This window comes from Tenacibaculum litopenaei (assembly GCF_964514025.1).
GTDB classification, from domain to species: domain Bacteria; phylum Bacteroidota; class Bacteroidia; order Flavobacteriales; family Flavobacteriaceae; genus Polaribacter; species Polaribacter litopenaei.
In genome coordinates this window covers 492,204-508,623 of sequence record NZ_CAZEQT010000006.1, presented here as the reverse complement: position 1 = coordinate 508,623, position 16,420 = coordinate 492,204, and the positions used below count along the sequence as shown (strand labels likewise).

Here is a 16,420-nt window from a genome sequence, read left to right as displayed (position 1 = left end):
AGAAGAAGGAAGTCGTTAGGCTTCCTTTTTTTGTTTTTCTTCCCAGGCTTTGCGCAAATCTGTTGACAGGATTCCACTGCCGTCATGTCGCCATCCTGGAGGTTTAATAAAGTACAATAACTTTTTCCCTAAGGTGGTTTTGCTAAACCAAAAGTCGTGCAATACTGCGTACCATTCGTGAAAGGCTACCTTTACCGGATTGTGGGTCTCGATGTTTTTGACTAGTCCGTACACGGGGGGAGCAATTTCGGGCTCGAAGGTTCCGAACAGCCGGTCCCAAATAATAAATATTCCAGCGTGATTGCGGTCTAAGTATTGAGGATTGGTAGCATGGTGAACTCGGTGATGACTGGGAGTATTAAAAACAGCTTCAAACCAACGAGGCATTTTATCAATAAGCTCGGTATGTATCCAATATTGATACAGCAGGCTGATACTCATTTGCATTACTATCATTACAGGGTGGAATCCTAGCAGAGCTAGAGGGCCCCAAAAGATGAACGTATAAAATCCGCCAGACCAAGTTTGCCTTAATGCCGTTGCCAAATTGTATTGTTGTGACGAATGATGTACCACATGACTCGCCCAAAAAAGTCGACTTTCATGTGCTATGCGATGATTCCAATAATAGACAAAATCTTCAGCAAACAACAGCAATATCCATGCCCACCAGGTAAACGGGATGCTAAACAATTTGTATTCGTAGAGCAGCGTAAAAAAGGCGAAGCTGATTCCTTTTGAGAGGAATCCGATCAATACATTTCCCAGTCCCATACTAATGGAAGTCAAAGCGTCTTTGTATTCGTAGTGTTCTAGCTTTACCTTTACCGTTAAGATGACTTCTAAAAGTACCGTTAAAACGAAGAACGGAATGGCATAGTGAATTAAATTAGGGAGTTCAGGGATGTGCATTGTCAATAAGTTTTGTTTTCGCTTTTAGTGCGGTATGGCGTTTTTGTGTTGATTGTTAGGGAGCTAAATATAAGTAAAAATAGAAAAAGAGCGAATGCATAGGGAGTATTTAGCGTATTGGGAAGAAGAAAACCGAATTTGTGTAAAATAAAAGAGAGACAAGGTTTTATATGAATGAAAATTTTGTATATTTGCAGCCTTAAAATAAATTTTTAAATATTTAATTATGAACCGTTACGAAACTGTTTTCATTTTGAATCCCGTTTTATCTGAAGGTCAGATAAAGGAAGCAGTGCAAAAGTTTGAGGACTATTTGACTTCAAAGGGTGCAGAAATGACTTACAAAGAAGACTGGGGACTTAAGAAATTAGCTTACCCAATCGAAAAGAAAAAAAGTGGATTTTACCACTTATTTGAGTTTAAAGCTGCTGGAGATGTTATCGCTCCGTTTGAATTAGAGTTCAGACGTGATGATAGCGTTATGCGTTATTTAACTGTAAAGTTAGATAAGCACGCTGCTGCTTGGGCTGACAAGAGAAAAGAACGTGTTAAATCTGCAAAAAAATAACCTATGGCGTCTATAGATCAACAAGCAAAAGGAAATAAGCAAGGAGAAGTTCGTTACTTAACTCCACTTGATATTGAAACTAAAAAAGAAGCTAAGTACTGTCGTTTTAAGAAAAGCGGAATCAAGTATATCGATTACAAAGATGCTGACTTCTTAATGTATTTAGTAAACGAGCAAGGTAAAATTTTACCAAGACGTTTAACAGGAACATCATTAAAATATCAACGTAAAGTGGCTCAAGCTATAAAAAGAGCGCGTCACTTAGCTTTAATGCCATACGTTGGTGATATGTTAAAATAATAAAGAAGTAGAAACATGGAATTGATATTAAGACAAGACGTAGAAAACTTAGGTTTTAAAGACGATATCGTAACTGTTAAGAATGGTTATGGACGTAACTACCTTATTCCTCAAGGATATGCTGTATTAGCTACTTCTTCAGCTAAGAAAGTATTAGCTGAAAACTTAAAGCAACGTGCATTTAAAGAGGCTAAATTAGTAGAGGATGCTCAAAAGTTAGCAGAAGCAGTGAAGGGTTACGAAATCAAGATCGCTTCTAAAGTTGGTTCAGGAGACAAATTATTTGGATCTGTAAACAACGCTGACGTTGCTGAAGCATTAGCAAAAGCTGGTACTGAGATCGAAAAGAAATTCATCAAAGTAACTGGTGGTAACGTTAAGAGATTAGGAAAATACAATGCAGCAGTTCGTTTACACAGAACTGTAGTTGCTGACATCGTATTTGAAGTAGTTGCTGAGAAATAATTAGCACTTGCTTATAACGAATAAGAATCCGTCTTTTTAGACGGATTTTTTGTTTTTAGGGGTTTTTTCCTGCCCGTAATTATCGAGATATTTCGATCTTCGAGATGCAGATAATAATAGGGGAATTTATCTGATACGCAAGTTACATTTGATTTTGCGTGAACGTGTTTAAAATAAAAGTCCAATCAGTGAGCTGATTGGACTTTTAGCTTATTTTATACTAAGTTGTTCTTGATTTCTTATGATGTCATCAAAGGTTTCTCTCTTGCGTATTAAGTAGTCTTTCCCTTTGTAAATCATAACTTCTGCAGGTCGGTAACGCGAGTTGTAATTCGAGGCCATTGAATAGCAATACGCTCCGGCGTTGTGGAAGCAGAGGATGTCATCTTCAGCAATTTCTGAGATTCGTCTGTTGGTCCCAAAAGTATCCGTTTCACATATATATCCTACTATGCTGTAAAAGCGTTCTCGTCCCTTTGGGTTCGAGATGTTTTCTATGTGGTGGTACGAGTTGTAAAACATGGGTCGAATTAGGTGGTTTAAACCGCTGTCGATCCCGGCAAATACTGTAGAGGTCGTTTGTTTGATGATGTTAACCTTGGCCAGAAAATACCCCGCTTGACTAACTAAAAACTTTCCGGGTTCAAACATCAAAGTGATGTTTTTACCGTAGTTTTTACAAAATTCGTTAAAACGCAATGACAATTTTTCACCGAGTTCTTCAATATTTGTAGCGATATCACCTTCTTTATAAGGAACTTTAAACCCGCTTCCAAAATCGATAAAATCAATATTCTTAAATTGCTTGGCCACTTCAAATAATATCTCGGTAGCGCGTAAGAAGGTGTCGATATCTAAAATGTCAGATCCTGTGTGCATGTGAATACCATTGATATGCATGCCAGTATTTTCCACCACGCGTTGAATATGCGGTACCTGGTGGATAGAAATCCCGAACTTAGAATCGATGTGTCCTACGGAGATTTTACTGTTTCCCCCAGCCATAACGTGAGGATTGATACGGATACATACTGGAATTTTTGGGTGCTTTTGACCAAAAAGTTCTAAAATAGATAGATTATCAATATTGATTTGAACTCCTAGTTTAGCAACTTCTTCAATTTCTTGTAATGAAACTCCGTTAGGGGTATAGATGATGTTTTTAGGCTCAAACCCCGCTAACAAACCGAGTTTTACTTCCTGAATAGAAACAGTGTCCAATCCGCTTTTTAAAGAGTTAAATACCTTTAAAATGTTTACGTTCGACAGCGCTTTCGCCGCGTAGTTAATCTTGACATTTTTAACCTTTGCAAAGGCTTTTGTTATTTTCTGATATTGATTAATGATGACTTCTGTGTCATAAACATATAGCGGACTGTCATAAGTGTCGGCTAGGCGTAAAAGGTCTTTTCTATTCATGTTATTTCGACTTTATACGTCAAAATTAGAAAAGGCAAACGGTGCTTGAAATTATTTTAAAGAAATAAACACATCTCGGAAATTTGTAAAAAAAAATCTAGTGAACGTTCACTAGATTTTTATTACTGTATATAAAAGGCTGTTAATTTGCTTTGATTACATCACCCGATCCTAAAGAATCGATGTCTACGTATTTGGGTTCCCCTTTGTAATAGATATTTCCTGAACCTACTACGGAAGCTTTGATTTTAGTACTTACGCTGGCTTTGATATTTCCTGATCCCGCGATGCTCGCTTTTAAGCTCGAAGCTTTTAAATCGTAGGCACGGATGCTACCAGAACCTGCAATATTCGACTTTAATTTCTCGGTTTTTCCTGACAAACGAATATTTCCTGAACCACCAATATTGGTTTTTACATTTGTGGCAATGACTTTTGCCTTGATGTTTCCAGAACCACCTACATTAAAAGAAATAGATGGTGTTTTGATAGGGTCTTCTGCATAGATATTACCAGAACCACCGAGTGAAATACCTTCGATATTCTCAAAGGCTACCGTAACGGTCAGCTTTCTGGTGGTACTGATGTTTACGTTGTTCTTAAATTTTATTTTCAAGGTGTTTCCGCGTACCTCCGTTTCTACCAAGGGAATGATATTTTCCTCTCCCTTGATACTGATAGCTCCTTCTTTCCCTTTGATAAGTTTAACATCAAACGATGCTGCTAAGCTTACCTTGTCAAAAGAACCTACCGTTCTGTTTTTAGTAATGATCGTACCGTTTCCTTTTACTCTTTTTGAATTCCACCAGCTTTGTGCTTGTGTACTTATAGTCATACCTACTACTGCAATGAGTACTGCTGTAAATTTTTTCATAATTATTAGTTCGTTTTGTTTAGTTATTAATTTTTAAAGAAACCCCTCCGTAGCTAGAGCGCACTGTCACTGTTGATGAGCTTTCGTTTCCGAATACACCTTCATAGTATTTTTTAGTAGATTTTTTTACGCTTTTGTGCATGTCTACAGCACTGCTCGGATAGCGGAATCCTGCGTAACTCAAATCGATAGTGAACTTAAAATTATTGTCTTCAGGGGTTCCGAGTTTTACAGAGGCGTAGCTGCTGTTAATACTCACTTTTTCAAAGCCTTTTTCAATACTCGCTACTTTGATGCTTCCGTAATCGCTGTTTGAGGTCATCGTCTTGGTTAAACTTCCTACCTTAACAGCTGCGTAATCTGACCCTCCGGCAATATTTGCAATTTGCTGTACCGTTAAACTTCCGTAGTCTAGATTGTACTTGACTCCGTTTACAGTACCTAATTTTAAAGTCGAATAGTCGGCGCTCAATTTGAGAAAATCAGCCTTGTTAACTTTGAGTAGTGAATAATCTGCCGAAATACTCGCGGTATTTACATAGTTAATTTCTGAGGCACCACAATAGCTCAAGTTGATTCGGTTGTTGGTATTGCTTAACTTTTCGATGTCGATATTCCCGTAATCACAAGTAATATTCGATTTTCCTTCCAGTTCGTCTAAGCTGATATTTCCGTATTTGTTATTGAGGTCTGCGTTGTTGGTACGCGGCATTTTGATGAAATAACTTATTTTAAAGGATGTATTGTTGTTTTTCCACCATGAAGACCAACTGGAATTTACCTTGCGGATTTTAGTTCGCGCTTCCACGAGGTCTTTTGATCCATTAAAATCCACAGAGATGGCATCTAATTTAGCTTGAACTTTGTCCAAGTCATTTCCTTTGACGGTTATTTTTACGAGAATCTCAATACGGTTTTGATTCCAAGTTTCGATGTTAAGATCTCCGTATTTGTTTGAAATAAAGAGAGAGGCGTTATCATTAACCGAATATTGACGATTGATGGTCTTCGTTTTTTCGTGTTTTTTTCCAGTACAGCTCAAGACATTTCCGAAACTGTAAATGCTGGTGAATAATGCGATGAATGAGAGTAATTTATATAATTTCATATGCTGTTATTTTCGTGTTGTTGGGTAATTCTAATTCTTCTAATTGTGCCAGGAGATTTTCTAGGATGAGCAATCTTCTCTGGTAGTTGTTTATTAAGTTTTGTACTACAAATCGTTTGTTTTCGTGTTTTGCAAATTCCTTGGTGAACCGGTTGAATTCATCTTCTAAGTCTTCTAGTTTGTCTAAAGCATTTTCGATGAGTGTTTCGGTATCTAAGGAACGGTGCTTTTCAATTTCTTTGAGTTCATGACGTATCGTAGAGACAAAAAAGGTTTCTGTTTCTGCCATATTGGGAGCTATAGTAGCCAAACTATTGGGAAGTTCTCGGTTGCCTAAGCTTCCTAAATAAAATCCGATGATCAATATCACAGATGCGGCGATGCTCAACCAACTCCACGACAATTTTGAACTTTCGGGGCGTTGTTCCAGTTTTCGTTGAAAACGATCAAAGTGTCCTGAGTGAGGTTCGTGTAAATCTAAATCGTTGTTTAGAAAAAAATCGTTCAATTTATCGTCCATAGGTATTCTTTTTAATGGTGTTTGCAAGCAGTAGCTGTTTTAGCTTCTTCTTGGCTCTCGAAATCGTGGTGCGTACATTTTCATTGCTGTACTCCATGATTTGAGCAATTTCTTCATAATCGTAACCTTCAATGAGGTTGAGTGTCAATACCAAGCGGTAGTTGTCTTTCAGGTTTTGGATGGTTTCCAATACTTTTGGGACTTCTAAGGCTTCGTAGTCTATTGACGTTTCTTCTACTTCGTAACTCGGTATGACTTCCATTTTTACCTCGTCATAACGGCTGTTCTTTTTTAGTTGGGTCAAACTTTTATTGACCACAATTCGCTTTAACCACGCTCCAAAACTAACTTCGCCTTTAAAGCTATTCAGTTTGGTAAAGGCGGCTAAAAACGCCTCCTGCATGATATCTTCCGCTTCGAAGGGGTCTTTCAATATGCGGTAAGCACTGTTGTACATGGCTTTGTAATAGGCTTTGTACAATTGCATTTGCGCATTTGAATCGTTCTTCTTGCAGCGTTCGATTAGTTGATTGATATGTTTGTTCTGCAATTCCAAGTTAGTTAATCTATTCTAAGGACTCGGTCGTTTTTGACTTGTGACACTTTTTTTAAAAAAAGATTATTTTTTTGCAAAAGGTCGCAGGTGAAATTGTGATTCACTGGTTGTCAGTAGGTTATTTTAAAAATGTAAAACTAAAATTTTTTATTGATGAAAATACGTATATTTGAGCGATGAACAATAGTGTTAAGATAATAGAATGTCCGCGCGATGCCATGCAGGGTATCAAAAGTCATTTTATTCCAACGGAAGCGAAAGCAAAGTACATTAATGCCCTGTTAAAAGTGGGCTTTGATACCATTGATTTTGGAAGCTTTGTTTCACCGAAAGCGATTCCTCAAATGAGAGATACCGCCGACGTTTTAAGCAAATTAGACCTGAGCCAAACAACGAGTAAGTTATTGGCTATAGTTGCCAATGTGCGGGGAGCGAACGATGCGGCTTGTTTTGAAGAAATAGATTACTTGGGCTATCCATTTTCTATCTCTGAGAATTTTCAAATGAGAAACACACACAAGACTATTGATCAATCTATAGAAACCTTAAAGGAAGTTTTATCGATTGCCAATCGCAGCAATAAGGAAGTAGTTGCTTATTTGTCTATGGGCTTTGGAAATCCTTATGGCGATCCTTGGAACGTGGATATAGTAGGAGAATGGACAGAAAAACTTTGTAATTTAGGAGTTAAAATACTATCTTTATCGGATACTATAGGTAGTTCAACACCAGAAGTGATTGACTACCTGTTTTCAAATTTAATACCTAAATTTCCCAGTATAGAATTTGGAGCACATTTACATACCACACCGGACAGTTGGTTTGAAAAAGTAGACAGTGCTTACAAAGCTGGGTGTAGAAGGTTTGACGGTGCAATTAAAGGATTAGGAGGTTGCCCGATGGCTAAAGATGATTTAACAGGGAATATGCCAACAGAAAAAATGTTGTCGTATTTTACCGCTGAGAATGTAGAAACTAATATTAGACCAATGAGTTTTGAAAGTGCTTATAACAAAGCGCTGGAAGTTTTTTAAGATATGAAGTTTATAGTAGTTACGTTGTTTGTTGCATTTTCGTTCTTTCACATTTCTTCAGATGATGAAAGAATAGGGGTGTGGACTATTAAAAATGGTAAGTTTGTTAGTAATAACTCTAAAAATGACGCGTTAGCAGCGCATCACTGGAAAATGTTCTACGATATCTTTCCTAAAACAATTACCAAAAAATACATTAAAAAATTAGTGCTAATCTCAGACGGTCTTGACGAAAAGACAGGAGCATTAGGTGCATTGAGTGTGAAAAATGATCAATGGCAACTCGTAATTGATACCATCGATGTAAATTTCAGATCAAAAGATAAGCGTCGACTCCGTGAATCAGTATATACATTAGTACACGAATTCGGTCATTTATTGACATTGAATAATACGCAAATTCGCCCGACCGCTAAATTGACTCAAGAGGAGGGAGAACCTTATTTAACTCACGAAGGAGAAGCTTATAAAAACAGTTACCTCAATCGTTTTGTAACCTTGTTTTGGAAAGGGAAATTACTCGAAAAATGGGATGTTATTAAGGAGAGACACTGTTTTACAGAAGAGAGTTGTGTGGAAAAACTTTTCGGACTCTACAAAGAAAACTATGCTGATTTCGTAACAGGTTATGCCGCGGAAAGCCCAGAGGAAGACATCGTTGAAAGCTGGACCTATTTCGTGTTGAAGAAGAAGATTAAAAATCCACGTACTATTGCTCAAAAGAAAATCAATTTCTTTTATCAATTCCCTGAATTGGTAGCTTACCGAAAATTAATTCGCTATAACACGCGTTTTTATCTTCACTAGACTTTAACTTTTACGTACTTTTGATTTCGATAACTTAATACAAGATTACGAAACTCATGAGAAGTATAGTATTGACTGCAGTCATGGCCATTTTTATGGCCTGTAACCCTGCAAAACAAAAGTCAGATACTCCGAAGCAAGACGAGCAGCACTTTGCTCGAAAATCGGATAGAACTTATTTTACATTTTTACAGCTGAACGACGTCTACGAAATTGCACCAATCCAAAATGGAAAATATGGTGGGATGGCACGGGTAGCCACCGTTCATAAAGAACTTTTAAAAGAAAATCCAAACACGCTGCTCGTGTTGGCAGGTGATTTTTTAAACCCATCTCTGTTGGGGACGATGAAGGTTGATGGTGAACGATTGAGAGGGAAACAAATGGTTTCGGTAATGAATGCGATGAATTTTGACCTCGTCGCTTTTGGAAATCACGAGTTTGACCTGAGTTATCCACACCTTCAAAAACGTATCAATGAAAGTAATTTTACCTGGATAAGTGAGAATATTCAACACAAAGTAGGACAAGAATTACAGCCTTTTTACCAAGAGAAATCAGCAGGTAAAAAAAACGTAGAAGGTACGTTTGTTAAAACGTTTACTCAGCCCGATGGAACGCCACTTAAGATTGGTTTTTTTAGTGTTTGTATACCTTCTAATCCGAAGTCATACGTACAGTATGGAGATGTTTTTGAGGGGGGCAAAAAAGCTTATGAGAAGCTAGTATCAGAAGTGGATGTCGTGATTGGATTGACACATTTGACCATAGCTCAGGATAAAAAATTGGCTGCTATGCTACCTGGTGTTCCCTTGATTATGGGAGGACATGAGCATACGAATTCCTATGATAAAATTGGTGATGTATACATTAGTAAAGCGGATGCTAATGCCAAAACAGTGTACATTCACCGATTAGAATACAATCCAGTAACTAAAAAAGTAGCCCTTAAGTCTGAATTGAAAGAGATTAACGAGGACATAGCGGAAGATTCGCTAGTAGGGAATGAAGTGGCGAAATGGCAACGAGTGTTAACTACTAAGATTAAAGAGGTGGTCGCGAATCCGAATGAAGTAGTGTTTGATGCTAAAGAAGCTTTAGATGCTCGTGATACTCCCATACGAAGTGTGCAAACTACTATGGGGGCAGTAATTACAGAAGCGATGAGTTTTGCCTTTGGCGATGCTGTTGATTGCGCTTTGGTAAATGGAGGTTCTATCCGTATTGATGATGTACTTCAAGGTCCTATTACGGCAGTAGATATCTTTAGAGTTTTGCCTTACGGAGGCGCTATTTTTAAAGTAGAGATGACAGGGGAGTTGCTCGAAAAAGTATTGGAGTACGGAAAAAATGCTGCAGGGACTGGAGCTTATTTACAGCGTTACAAAGCGGCTTACAAAAACGATCAATGGTATGTTGACGGTAAGGAAATCGTAAAGTCAAAAACCTATAGTGTGGTCGTTTCAGACTACCTTATGAAAGGCTTTGACATTCCAATTTTAAAAGAAGGCGTTCCTGGAGTACTAAAGATGTACAAGCCAATGGAATCAGAGCTCGCTATCGATATTAGAAAGGCAGTGCTAGGCTATCTAAAGCAAAAGCAATAAAGCCAACCCAATAAAAAAAGGACTCTAAAAAGAGTCCTTTTTTTATTGGTAAAATTGTTTAGAAGCTTCCCAAAAAACATCCATTTCTTTGAGTGTCATGTCTTCCAGTTTTTTTCCTTGTTTTTTGGCTTCTCTTTCGAGAAACTGGAATCTATTAATAAACTTCTTATTCGTTTTCTCTAAGGCATTTTCTGGGTTTACACCAATAAAACGGGCGTAATTGATCATTGAGAACAATACGTCGCCAAACTCTTTTTCTATATGGTCTTGGCGTTCCGCTTGAATTTCGCTGTTGAGTTCGTTCAATTCTTCTTGAACTTTTTCCCAAACTTGATGGGGTTCTTCCCAATCAAATCCAACTCCCGCTACTTTTTCTTGAATTCTACTCGCTTTTACAAGAGCTGGTAAACTTTTAGGGACTCCTTCCAAAACAGAGTCTTTCCCTTCTTTAAGTTTTATTTTTTCCCAGTTTTGCTTTACTTCTTCTTCGGTACTTGCGGTGACATCTCCGTAAATATGTGGATGTCGTTCTACGAGTTTATCACAGATGGCATGACATACAGAAGCGATGTCAAAGGCACCTTGTTCACTACCTATTTTAGCATAAAAAACGATGTGCAAAAGCACATCGCCTAATTCTTTCTTTACCTCGTTTAAATCGTTGTCCAAAATAGCATCGGCTAATTCATAGGTTTCCTCTATGGTAAGAGGACGCAAACTCTGTAAGGTTTGTTTTTTGTCCCAGGGACATTGCGTACGCAATTCGTCCATGATGGTCAATAATCTATCAAATGCGGCCAATTGGTCTTTACGAGTTGTCATACGCAGCTATTATTCTTCTTCTTGACTTACTTCTTCTACAGGAACTAAGCTGTTAAAATCAAAATTAGCATTCACTAAAGTGTTGTACCACTGCATTACTTTCTTGATGTTTGAAGCGTACACGCGCTCTTCATCAAAATTAGGTAATACTTCACTGAAATACGCTACCAATTTAGCGGCGCTTTCTTTGTGTGAAATCCCTTCTTTACCACCTTCTTTATCAGCGATGTTTTTTAAAACCTGTCCTAAAGGTACTTCCTCTTCGTAGGTGTAAATAGCGATGTTTTCTAATAAACTGACGTTATGAGTGGCTGTAATAGGAAAACGCTTACCATCGACAATTGACTTTACAATCACACCTGTTTTAGTTTGTGATAAAATTTCAAATAATCCTGGTTTTCCTGTTACGGCTATAATTTTGTTAAATTCCATATATCTTAATAAATATTTATAAGTCTTTCTTCTTATTTTCTCTTAGCATTCGGGAAACGCATTCGATACCCTGAATTCACTTTTCCCTTGGAGATATTTTCTAATTTCTTCTTAATTAAACGCTTTTTTAAAGACGATAACTTGTCGGTGAATAATACACCTTCAATATGATCGTATTCGTGCTGGAATACACGTGCTGCTAACCCAGTAAATGTTTCCGTGTGTTGCTCAAAGTTTTCATCTTGGTATTCAACAGTAACGCTTTCCTGACGAAAAACGTCTTCACGTACGTCTGGAATACTCAAACAACCTTCATTAAAAGCCCATTCTTCACCCTCTTCTTTTACGATTTTGGCATTGATAAAAACCTTGTTAAACCCTTTTAAAACTTCGCGCTCTTCTTCGTTTAAATCTTCGTCATCCGCAAACGGGCTAGCGTCGATTAAGAATAAGCGAATTGCTCTTCCTATTTGAGGAGCAGCTAATCCAACACCTTGTGCGTTGTACATGGTTTCTTTCATGTCGGCGATTAACTTTTCCAATTCAGGATAAGCTGCGTCAATCTCTTTTCCAACTTTTCTCAACACAGGGTCTCCGTAAGCTACTATAGGTAAAATCATTTGGTTTATTTTTTTAATGTCGGCAAAAATACAAAGAATGACTGTTTGAATAAAACTATTTGTTGTATAAATACGATTGCAATATAATTGTCGCACTGATTTCATCGACCAATGCTTTGTTTTGGCGTTGTTTCTTTTTGAGTCCACTATCAATCATAGTCTGAAAGGCCATTTTGGAAGTGAAGCGCTCATCGACACGGTGCAAAGGGATATCGGGCAAATTCTTTTGTAATTTCTCGATAAATGGAGCAATCAGTTTTTCGCTTTCACTGGCAGAATTGTCCATTTGTTTCGGTTCCCCAATAACAATAAGCGCCACCTGCTCTCTAGAGCAGTAGTCTTTTAAAAATGGAATTAACTCTTCGGTGGCCACTGTGGTTAGGCCAGAAGCGATAATTTGCAGTTCGTCTGTCACGGCGATGCCGGTTCTTTTTTTTCCAAAGTCTATTGCTAGAATACGCGCCATAATTGCTTTTTGTGCAAAAGTAAACATTTTTAACAAGTCACTCATTTCTGTTTAAAAAATGTATCTTCGTGCGAAATTAAGCGAGGCAAAGTATATTTGTAGCAAATAAAATTTTAGCATGACAGCGTTACAATCAATCATAGAAAAAGCTTGGGACAACCGAGAATTATTAAAAGAAGAAGCAACGATTAAGGCCATACGAGAAGTCGTAGACCTTTTAGATGCTGGGAGCTTGCGCGTAGCAGAACCTACGGCTGCAGGGTGGCAAGTAAATGAATGGGTAAAAAAAGCAGTGGTTTTGTATTTCCCTATTCAGAAAATGGAAACTTTAGAGGCTGGAATTTTTGAATACCACGATAAAATTCCTTTAAAGCGCAATTACCAAGAAAAAGGAATACGCGTAGTACCGAATGCGGTTGCTCGTCATGGTGCGTATATTTCAGCTGGAACAATTTTAATGCCTAGTTACGTAAATATCGGAGCCTACGTTGATGAAGGAACGATGGTTGATACTTGGGCAACAGTAGGATCTTGTGCGCAAATTGGGAAAAATGTACACCTTTCAGGAGGCGTTGGAATTGGAGGAGTTTTAGAGCCTCTACAAGCAGCACCAGTTATTATTGAAGACAATGCTTTTATCGGGTCGAGATGTATTGTAGTTGAAGGAGTTCGCGTAGAAACGGAAGCGGTTTTAGGAGCGAATGTCGTTTTAACTGCATCGACTAAGATTATCGACGTTACTGGAGATGAGCCTGTGGAGATGAAAGGAGTGGTTCCGGCAAGATCAGTGGTGATTCCAGGAAGTTATACTAAAAAGTTCCCTGCTGGTGAGTACAATGTACCTTGTGCCTTGATTATCGGGAAAAGAAAAGAAAGTACCAACAAGAAAACATCGTTGAACGACGCATTGCGCGAGTACGATGTAGCTGTGTAATTTTTCTTTTGAGTCGTATAATATAATTGAACAAATTGAGTTTGTACAATGACTATACAAACCAAAAATCACGTTCTTTGGCCAAACTAACAGTAATAATACCAACTTTAAATGAGGAATCCAACATTCAACGAGCGTTGGATTCTGTTTTTTTTGCAGATGAGATAATCGTTATCGATTCGTTCAGTGCAGACCGGACCGTAGAAATTGTCCGGAACAATAATATTCGATTGATTCAACGGACTTTTGATGATTTTTCTTCACAGAAGAACTTCGCCATTCAACAAGCTTCCCATGATTGGGTTTTGTTGGTAGATGCCGATGAAGAGGTTACGCCTAGGTTGCAAAAGGAGATTCGTTCGACCCTAAGCAAGACTACAGAAATGGTCGCGTATACGTGCATTCGACGAAATTTTGTACGCAAGAAAAAGTTAAAGTTTGGAGGGCATACGAATAAAATTATACGATTGATTAGAAAGGATCGTTGTACTTATCACGGTCTTGTGCACGAAAAAATCCATGCCGATGGACCCGTAGGAGCACTCAAAGGAGTTTTGAATCATTATACCTATAAAAGCTTTCCTCAGTTTAAAGATAAAATTGAACACTACGCGGTATTGAGAGCAAAAGAATTGATACAGAAAAAACCAGTTGTAGGTTTTTTTCATTTGTATATCAAGCCTTTAGCTAGGTTTTGTATTCATTATTTTCTTAAATTGGGCTTTCTCGATGGCAGAGAAGGTTTTGTTTTCTCGTACGCAATGGCCTATGGAGTACAACAGCGTTTTAAAGAGTTGGAAGAATTAATAGCAACGAAGAATGAAAGTAGGATTTGACGCCAAAAGAATATTTCACAATACTACAGGCTTGGGGAACTACAGTAGAGATTTAGTATCGATACTCAGTAAGTTTAGTCCTGAAAATGAGTATGTGTTGTACAATCCCAAACCCAAAAAAGTAACTCGTTTACACCTTAGGGATAATATGAAAGAGGTATTGCCCGAGGGGATGGTTTGGAAAAAGTTGTCTTCACTTTGGAGGCAGCGTGCTGTGAGCAAACAAATTAAGCGCGATGGAATAGCGCTGTACCACGGGTTGTCAGGAGAATTGCCGAGAGGGCTTGAAAATTCAACAGTGAAAACGGTCGTTACCATTCACGATCTCATTTTTATGAGATACCCAAAATTGTATTCTTTTTTTGATAGAAAAATACATTACTCCAAATTTTTGTATGCGGCAAGAACCGCTGATCGAGTGATAGCCATTAGTGAGCAGACGAAAAGAGATATTATGGCATTTCTCAAAATTCCTGAAGAAAAGATTACGGTGATTTATCAGGGCTGTAATGAGGCCTTTAAGCAGGTGCGTGATGACGCTGAAAAAGCAGCTTTGAGAGCGAAACTCAACTTGCCAGAAGCCTTTGTGTTGAATGTAGGGACTATTGAAGAGAGAAAGAATGCTTTGTCGGTGGTCAAGGCCATGAAAAATCAGGATATCCCCTTGGTCATCGTGGGGAAGAAAACGGATTACTATCAGCAAATAGCCGCCTATATTGGCAAAGAAGGAATGGAGGATCGCGTGCAGTTCTTAGAAGGATTGAGTTTGGATGAGCTAGCAACCTTGTATCAAATGGCTACTGTTTTTGTATATCCGAGTATTTTTGAAGGCTTTGGGATTCCTATTATTGAAGCTTTGTATTCTCAAACCCCTGTCATTACTAGTAACTCTGGAGTTTTTCCGGAGGCTGGAGGTCCTCACAGCGCCTATGTAGACCCATATGATAGCGAAGAATTAGCTAAAATGATAAAAAAATTAGTAGCTTCGCCGGCTGATAGAGCGGAGATGATCACAAAAGGAAGAGAATTTGTACAGAAATTCGACGATGCTGTGATTGCTAAGAATTTAAATCGTCTTTATGAAGAAATTAGCTAAAAAGAATATTATCGTAGATATTGAACGAATGAAGTATCCCAATACTGGATTACACAATTATTGTAAAAATCTGGCAGATTACTTGGTGGAAGATACTTCGTTTGATTATCATTTTTTTACGCATAAAAAAATTGACCTTGACGACAAGTTTAAAAGAATCAATAGGAAATTAATAGATAAGGTATTTTTAAAACCTGCAAAGAAGTTTTCCTTATGGCACGGAACGTATCAAACAACAAAATTTGTGCCTCAAAAAGCCATTAAGTTCGTTTTGACGATTCACGATTTGAACTTCTTGTACGAGGATAAAAGTGAAAGCAAACGTCAGAAATTAATAAAGCAAATTCAAAACAGAATTGACCGTGCCGATTATATAACCACCATTTCTACCTTTGTATTAGAAGATATAAAAAAGCATCTGAATTTAGAAGGAAAAAAAGTAAAGGTGGTGTACAATGGGGTTAATTTGGTGGAATACCCGGACTTCAATGAGCCTAAAATCCGTCCAGAAGGAGACTATTTGTTTACGATAGGAACGGTATTGCCTAAGAAAAATTTTCACGTTTTAATCCCGATGTTAAAAGCTAATCCGACGCTGAAATTATACATTGGAGGTATTCAACCGGATGAAAACTACAAGGCTAAAATAGTGTCATTGGCAGCGGAATACGGAGTAACTGACCAATTGGTATTATTGGGTGCTATTTCTGAAGAAGAAAAATATTGGTATCTCAAAAATTGTAAGGCTTTCTTGTTTCCGTCTATTGCAGAAGGGTTCGGAATCCCAGTGATTGAGGCTATGCATTTGGGCAAACCAGTGTTTTTATCTACGCATACGAGTTTGCCTGAAATAGGAGGGGCACATGCGTATTATTTTGAAAACTTCGATCCAGATCATCTGAATGCTGTATTCAATCAAGGCATGAAGGACTTTGAAGACAATCAAAGAGCGGAATCATTGAAACAGTGGGCTGCGCAATTCTCATGGGAGAAAGCATCAAAAGAATACATAGAAATATACAAGGAACTCCTAGCGGAATAATG

The 16,420-nt window shown here is 37.9% G+C and carries 20 protein-coding genes; 10 read left to right on the top strand and 10 right to left on the bottom strand.

From position 1 onward, the window contains the following. Positions 1-15: 15 nt before the first annotated feature. Positions 16-912 carry a sterol desaturase family protein gene (locus ACKTS5_RS10950; RefSeq protein WP_408043909.1) on the bottom strand — a complete coding sequence of 299 codons (897 nt, stop codon included), beginning with the start codon at positions 910-912 and terminating at the stop codon, positions 16-18. 226 nt (positions 913-1,138) lie between these two features. Here ACKTS5_RS10950 and rpsF point away from each other — a divergent pair, with 226 nt between their 5' ends. Genes rpsF through rplI form a run of 3 tightly spaced genes read left to right on the top strand, consistent with a single transcriptional unit; the run spans position 1,139 to position 2,245 of the window. Then, positions 1,139-1,480: a 30S ribosomal protein S6 gene (rpsF, locus tag ACKTS5_RS10945; protein ID WP_408043908.1), complete on the top strand. Its 342-nt coding sequence runs from the start codon at positions 1,139-1,141 to the stop codon at positions 1,478-1,480. 3 nt (positions 1,481-1,483) lie between these two features. Next, a complete protein-coding gene (gene rpsR / locus ACKTS5_RS10940) occupies positions 1,484-1,780 on the top strand; it encodes a 30S ribosomal protein S18 (protein WP_408043907.1) in 297 nt (98 codons plus the stop codon). A 15-nt stretch (positions 1,781-1,795) separates the two neighbouring features. Continuing rightward, entirely contained in the window at positions 1,796-2,245 is a 450-nt protein-coding gene (gene rplI / locus ACKTS5_RS10935; RefSeq protein WP_408043906.1) for a 50S ribosomal protein L9, read from the top strand. A gap of 210 nt (positions 2,246-2,455) precedes the next feature. Here the strand turns inward: rplI and lysA are convergent, their stop codons facing one another. The 5 genes from lysA to ACKTS5_RS10910 form a co-directional block, all read right to left on the bottom strand. Further along, on the bottom strand, positions 2,456-3,664 hold the full coding sequence (lysA, locus tag ACKTS5_RS10930; RefSeq protein WP_408043905.1) for a diaminopimelate decarboxylase: 1,209 nt from the start codon (positions 3,662-3,664) through the stop codon (positions 2,456-2,458). Positions 3,665-3,806: 142 nt separating this feature from the next. Continuing rightward, positions 3,807-4,538 carry a head GIN domain-containing protein gene (locus ACKTS5_RS10925; RefSeq protein WP_408043904.1) on the bottom strand — a complete coding sequence of 244 codons (732 nt, stop codon included), beginning with the start codon at positions 4,536-4,538 and terminating at the stop codon, positions 3,807-3,809. A 19-nt stretch (positions 4,539-4,557) separates the two neighbouring features. Further along, positions 4,558-5,646, bottom strand: a complete 1,089-nt coding sequence (locus ACKTS5_RS10920; protein ID WP_408043903.1) for a hypothetical protein — start codon at positions 5,644-5,646, stop codon at positions 4,558-4,560. Continuing rightward, on the bottom strand, positions 5,633-6,166 hold the full coding sequence (locus tag ACKTS5_RS10915) for a hypothetical protein (RefSeq protein WP_408043902.1): 534 nt from the start codon (positions 6,164-6,166) through the stop codon (positions 5,633-5,635). The genes ACKTS5_RS10920 and ACKTS5_RS10915 overlap by 14 nt, the downstream gene beginning before the upstream one ends. Beyond that, a complete protein-coding gene (locus ACKTS5_RS10910; protein ID WP_408043901.1) occupies positions 6,156-6,716 on the bottom strand; it encodes an RNA polymerase sigma factor in 561 nt (186 codons plus the stop codon). The genes ACKTS5_RS10915 and ACKTS5_RS10910 overlap by 11 nt, the downstream gene beginning before the upstream one ends. Before the next feature lie 182 nt (positions 6,717-6,898). Here ACKTS5_RS10910 and ACKTS5_RS10905 point away from each other — a divergent pair, with 182 nt between their 5' ends. From ACKTS5_RS10905 to ACKTS5_RS10895, 3 genes are read left to right on the top strand one after another with little or no spacing between them, the layout of a single operon-like run. Continuing rightward, positions 6,899-7,756, top strand: coding sequence for a hydroxymethylglutaryl-CoA lyase (locus ACKTS5_RS10905; protein ID WP_408043900.1), 858 nt, complete (start codon positions 6,899-6,901; stop codon positions 7,754-7,756). A gap of 3 nt (positions 7,757-7,759) precedes the next feature. Beyond that, positions 7,760-8,563, top strand: coding sequence for a hypothetical protein (locus tag ACKTS5_RS10900; RefSeq protein WP_408043899.1), 804 nt, complete (start codon positions 7,760-7,762; stop codon positions 8,561-8,563). Between the two features lie 56 nt (positions 8,564-8,619). After that, a complete protein-coding gene (locus tag ACKTS5_RS10895; protein ID WP_408043898.1) occupies positions 8,620-10,170 on the top strand; it encodes a bifunctional metallophosphatase/5'-nucleotidase in 1,551 nt (516 codons plus the stop codon). Between the two features lie 42 nt (positions 10,171-10,212). On the opposite strand, the gene mazG is transcribed toward ACKTS5_RS10895, so the two are convergent. From mazG to ruvX, 4 genes are read right to left on the bottom strand one after another with little or no spacing between them, the layout of a single operon-like run. Continuing rightward, the gene (gene mazG / locus ACKTS5_RS10890; protein ID WP_408043897.1) at positions 10,213-10,992 is read right to left on the bottom strand and encodes a nucleoside triphosphate pyrophosphohydrolase; all 780 of its coding nucleotides are present in this window, start codon (positions 10,990-10,992) and stop codon (positions 10,213-10,215) included. Between the two features lie 9 nt (positions 10,993-11,001). Continuing rightward, positions 11,002-11,424 carry a DUF5606 family protein gene (locus ACKTS5_RS10885; protein WP_408043896.1) on the bottom strand — a complete coding sequence of 141 codons (423 nt, stop codon included), beginning with the start codon at positions 11,422-11,424 and terminating at the stop codon, positions 11,002-11,004. 32 nt (positions 11,425-11,456) lie between these two features. Continuing rightward, complete coding sequence (def, locus tag ACKTS5_RS10880) at positions 11,457-12,044, bottom strand: peptide deformylase (protein WP_408043895.1); 588 nt, start codon at positions 12,042-12,044, stop codon at positions 11,457-11,459. A gap of 55 nt (positions 12,045-12,099) precedes the next feature. Continuing rightward, complete coding sequence (ruvX, locus tag ACKTS5_RS10875; RefSeq protein WP_408043894.1) at positions 12,100-12,510, bottom strand: Holliday junction resolvase RuvX; 411 nt, start codon at positions 12,508-12,510, stop codon at positions 12,100-12,102. A 118-nt stretch (positions 12,511-12,628) separates the two neighbouring features. Between ruvX and ACKTS5_RS10870 the strand changes: the two genes are divergently transcribed. The 4 genes from ACKTS5_RS10870 to ACKTS5_RS10855 all read left to right on the top strand — a co-directional run bounded on the left by ACKTS5_RS10870 (position 12,629) and on the right by ACKTS5_RS10855 (position 16,418). Further along, complete coding sequence (locus ACKTS5_RS10870; protein WP_408043893.1) at positions 12,629-13,444, top strand: 2,3,4,5-tetrahydropyridine-2,6-dicarboxylate N-succinyltransferase; 816 nt, start codon at positions 12,629-12,631, stop codon at positions 13,442-13,444. Positions 13,445-13,521: 77 nt separating this feature from the next. After that, on the top strand, positions 13,522-14,280 hold the full coding sequence (locus ACKTS5_RS10865) for a glycosyltransferase family 2 protein (protein WP_408043892.1): 759 nt from the start codon (positions 13,522-13,524) through the stop codon (positions 14,278-14,280). After that, positions 14,264-15,376, top strand: coding sequence for a glycosyltransferase family 4 protein (locus ACKTS5_RS10860; RefSeq protein WP_408043891.1), 1,113 nt, complete (start codon positions 14,264-14,266; stop codon positions 15,374-15,376). The genes ACKTS5_RS10865 and ACKTS5_RS10860 overlap by 17 nt, the downstream gene beginning before the upstream one ends. Next, entirely contained in the window at positions 15,360-16,418 is a 1,059-nt protein-coding gene (locus ACKTS5_RS10855) for a glycosyltransferase family 4 protein (RefSeq protein WP_408043890.1), read from the top strand. The genes ACKTS5_RS10860 and ACKTS5_RS10855 overlap by 17 nt, the downstream gene beginning before the upstream one ends. Positions 16,419-16,420: the final 2 nt, after the last annotated feature.

Coding starts and splice junctions, on each gene's coding strand:
- ACKTS5_RS10925 (WP_408043904.1), bottom strand. CDS start 4,538: ATGAAAAAATTTACAGCAGTACTCATTGCAGTAGTAGGTATGACTATA.
- ACKTS5_RS10870 (WP_408043893.1), top strand. CDS start 12,629: ATGACAGCGTTACAATCAATCATAGAAAAAGCTTGGGACAACCGAGAA.
- rpsR (WP_408043907.1), top strand. CDS start 1,484: ATGGCGTCTATAGATCAACAAGCAAAAGGAAATAAGCAAGGAGAAGTT.
- ACKTS5_RS10860 (WP_408043891.1), top strand. CDS start 14,264: ATGAAAGTAGGATTTGACGCCAAAAGAATATTTCACAATACTACAGGC.
- ACKTS5_RS10915 (WP_408043902.1), bottom strand. CDS start 6,166: ATGGACGATAAATTGAACGATTTTTTTCTAAACAACGATTTAGATTTA.
- ACKTS5_RS10855 (WP_408043890.1), top strand. CDS start 15,360: ATGAAGAAATTAGCTAAAAAGAATATTATCGTAGATATTGAACGAATG.
- mazG (WP_408043897.1), bottom strand. CDS start 10,992: ATGACAACTCGTAAAGACCAATTGGCCGCATTTGATAGATTATTGACC.
- ACKTS5_RS10920 (WP_408043903.1), bottom strand. CDS start 5,646: ATGAAATTATATAAATTACTCTCATTCATCGCATTATTCACCAGCATT.
- rpsF (WP_408043908.1), top strand. CDS start 1,139: ATGAACCGTTACGAAACTGTTTTCATTTTGAATCCCGTTTTATCTGAA.
- ACKTS5_RS10950 (WP_408043909.1), bottom strand. CDS start 912: ATGCACATCCCTGAACTCCCTAATTTAATTCACTATGCCATTCCGTTC.
- ruvX (WP_408043894.1), bottom strand. CDS start 12,510: ATGGCGCGTATTCTAGCAATAGACTTTGGAAAAAAAAGAACCGGCATC.
- lysA (WP_408043905.1), bottom strand. CDS start 3,664: ATGAATAGAAAAGACCTTTTACGCCTAGCCGACACTTATGACAGTCCG.
- ACKTS5_RS10885 (WP_408043896.1), bottom strand. CDS start 11,424: ATGGAATTTAACAAAATTATAGCCGTAACAGGAAAACCAGGATTATTT.
- ACKTS5_RS10900 (WP_408043899.1), top strand. CDS start 7,760: ATGAAGTTTATAGTAGTTACGTTGTTTGTTGCATTTTCGTTCTTTCAC.
- ACKTS5_RS10905 (WP_408043900.1), top strand. CDS start 6,899: ATGAACAATAGTGTTAAGATAATAGAATGTCCGCGCGATGCCATGCAG.
- rplI (WP_408043906.1), top strand. CDS start 1,796: ATGGAATTGATATTAAGACAAGACGTAGAAAACTTAGGTTTTAAAGAC.
- def (WP_408043895.1), bottom strand. CDS start 12,044: ATGATTTTACCTATAGTAGCTTACGGAGACCCTGTGTTGAGAAAAGTT.
- ACKTS5_RS10895 (WP_408043898.1), top strand. CDS start 8,620: ATGAGAAGTATAGTATTGACTGCAGTCATGGCCATTTTTATGGCCTGT.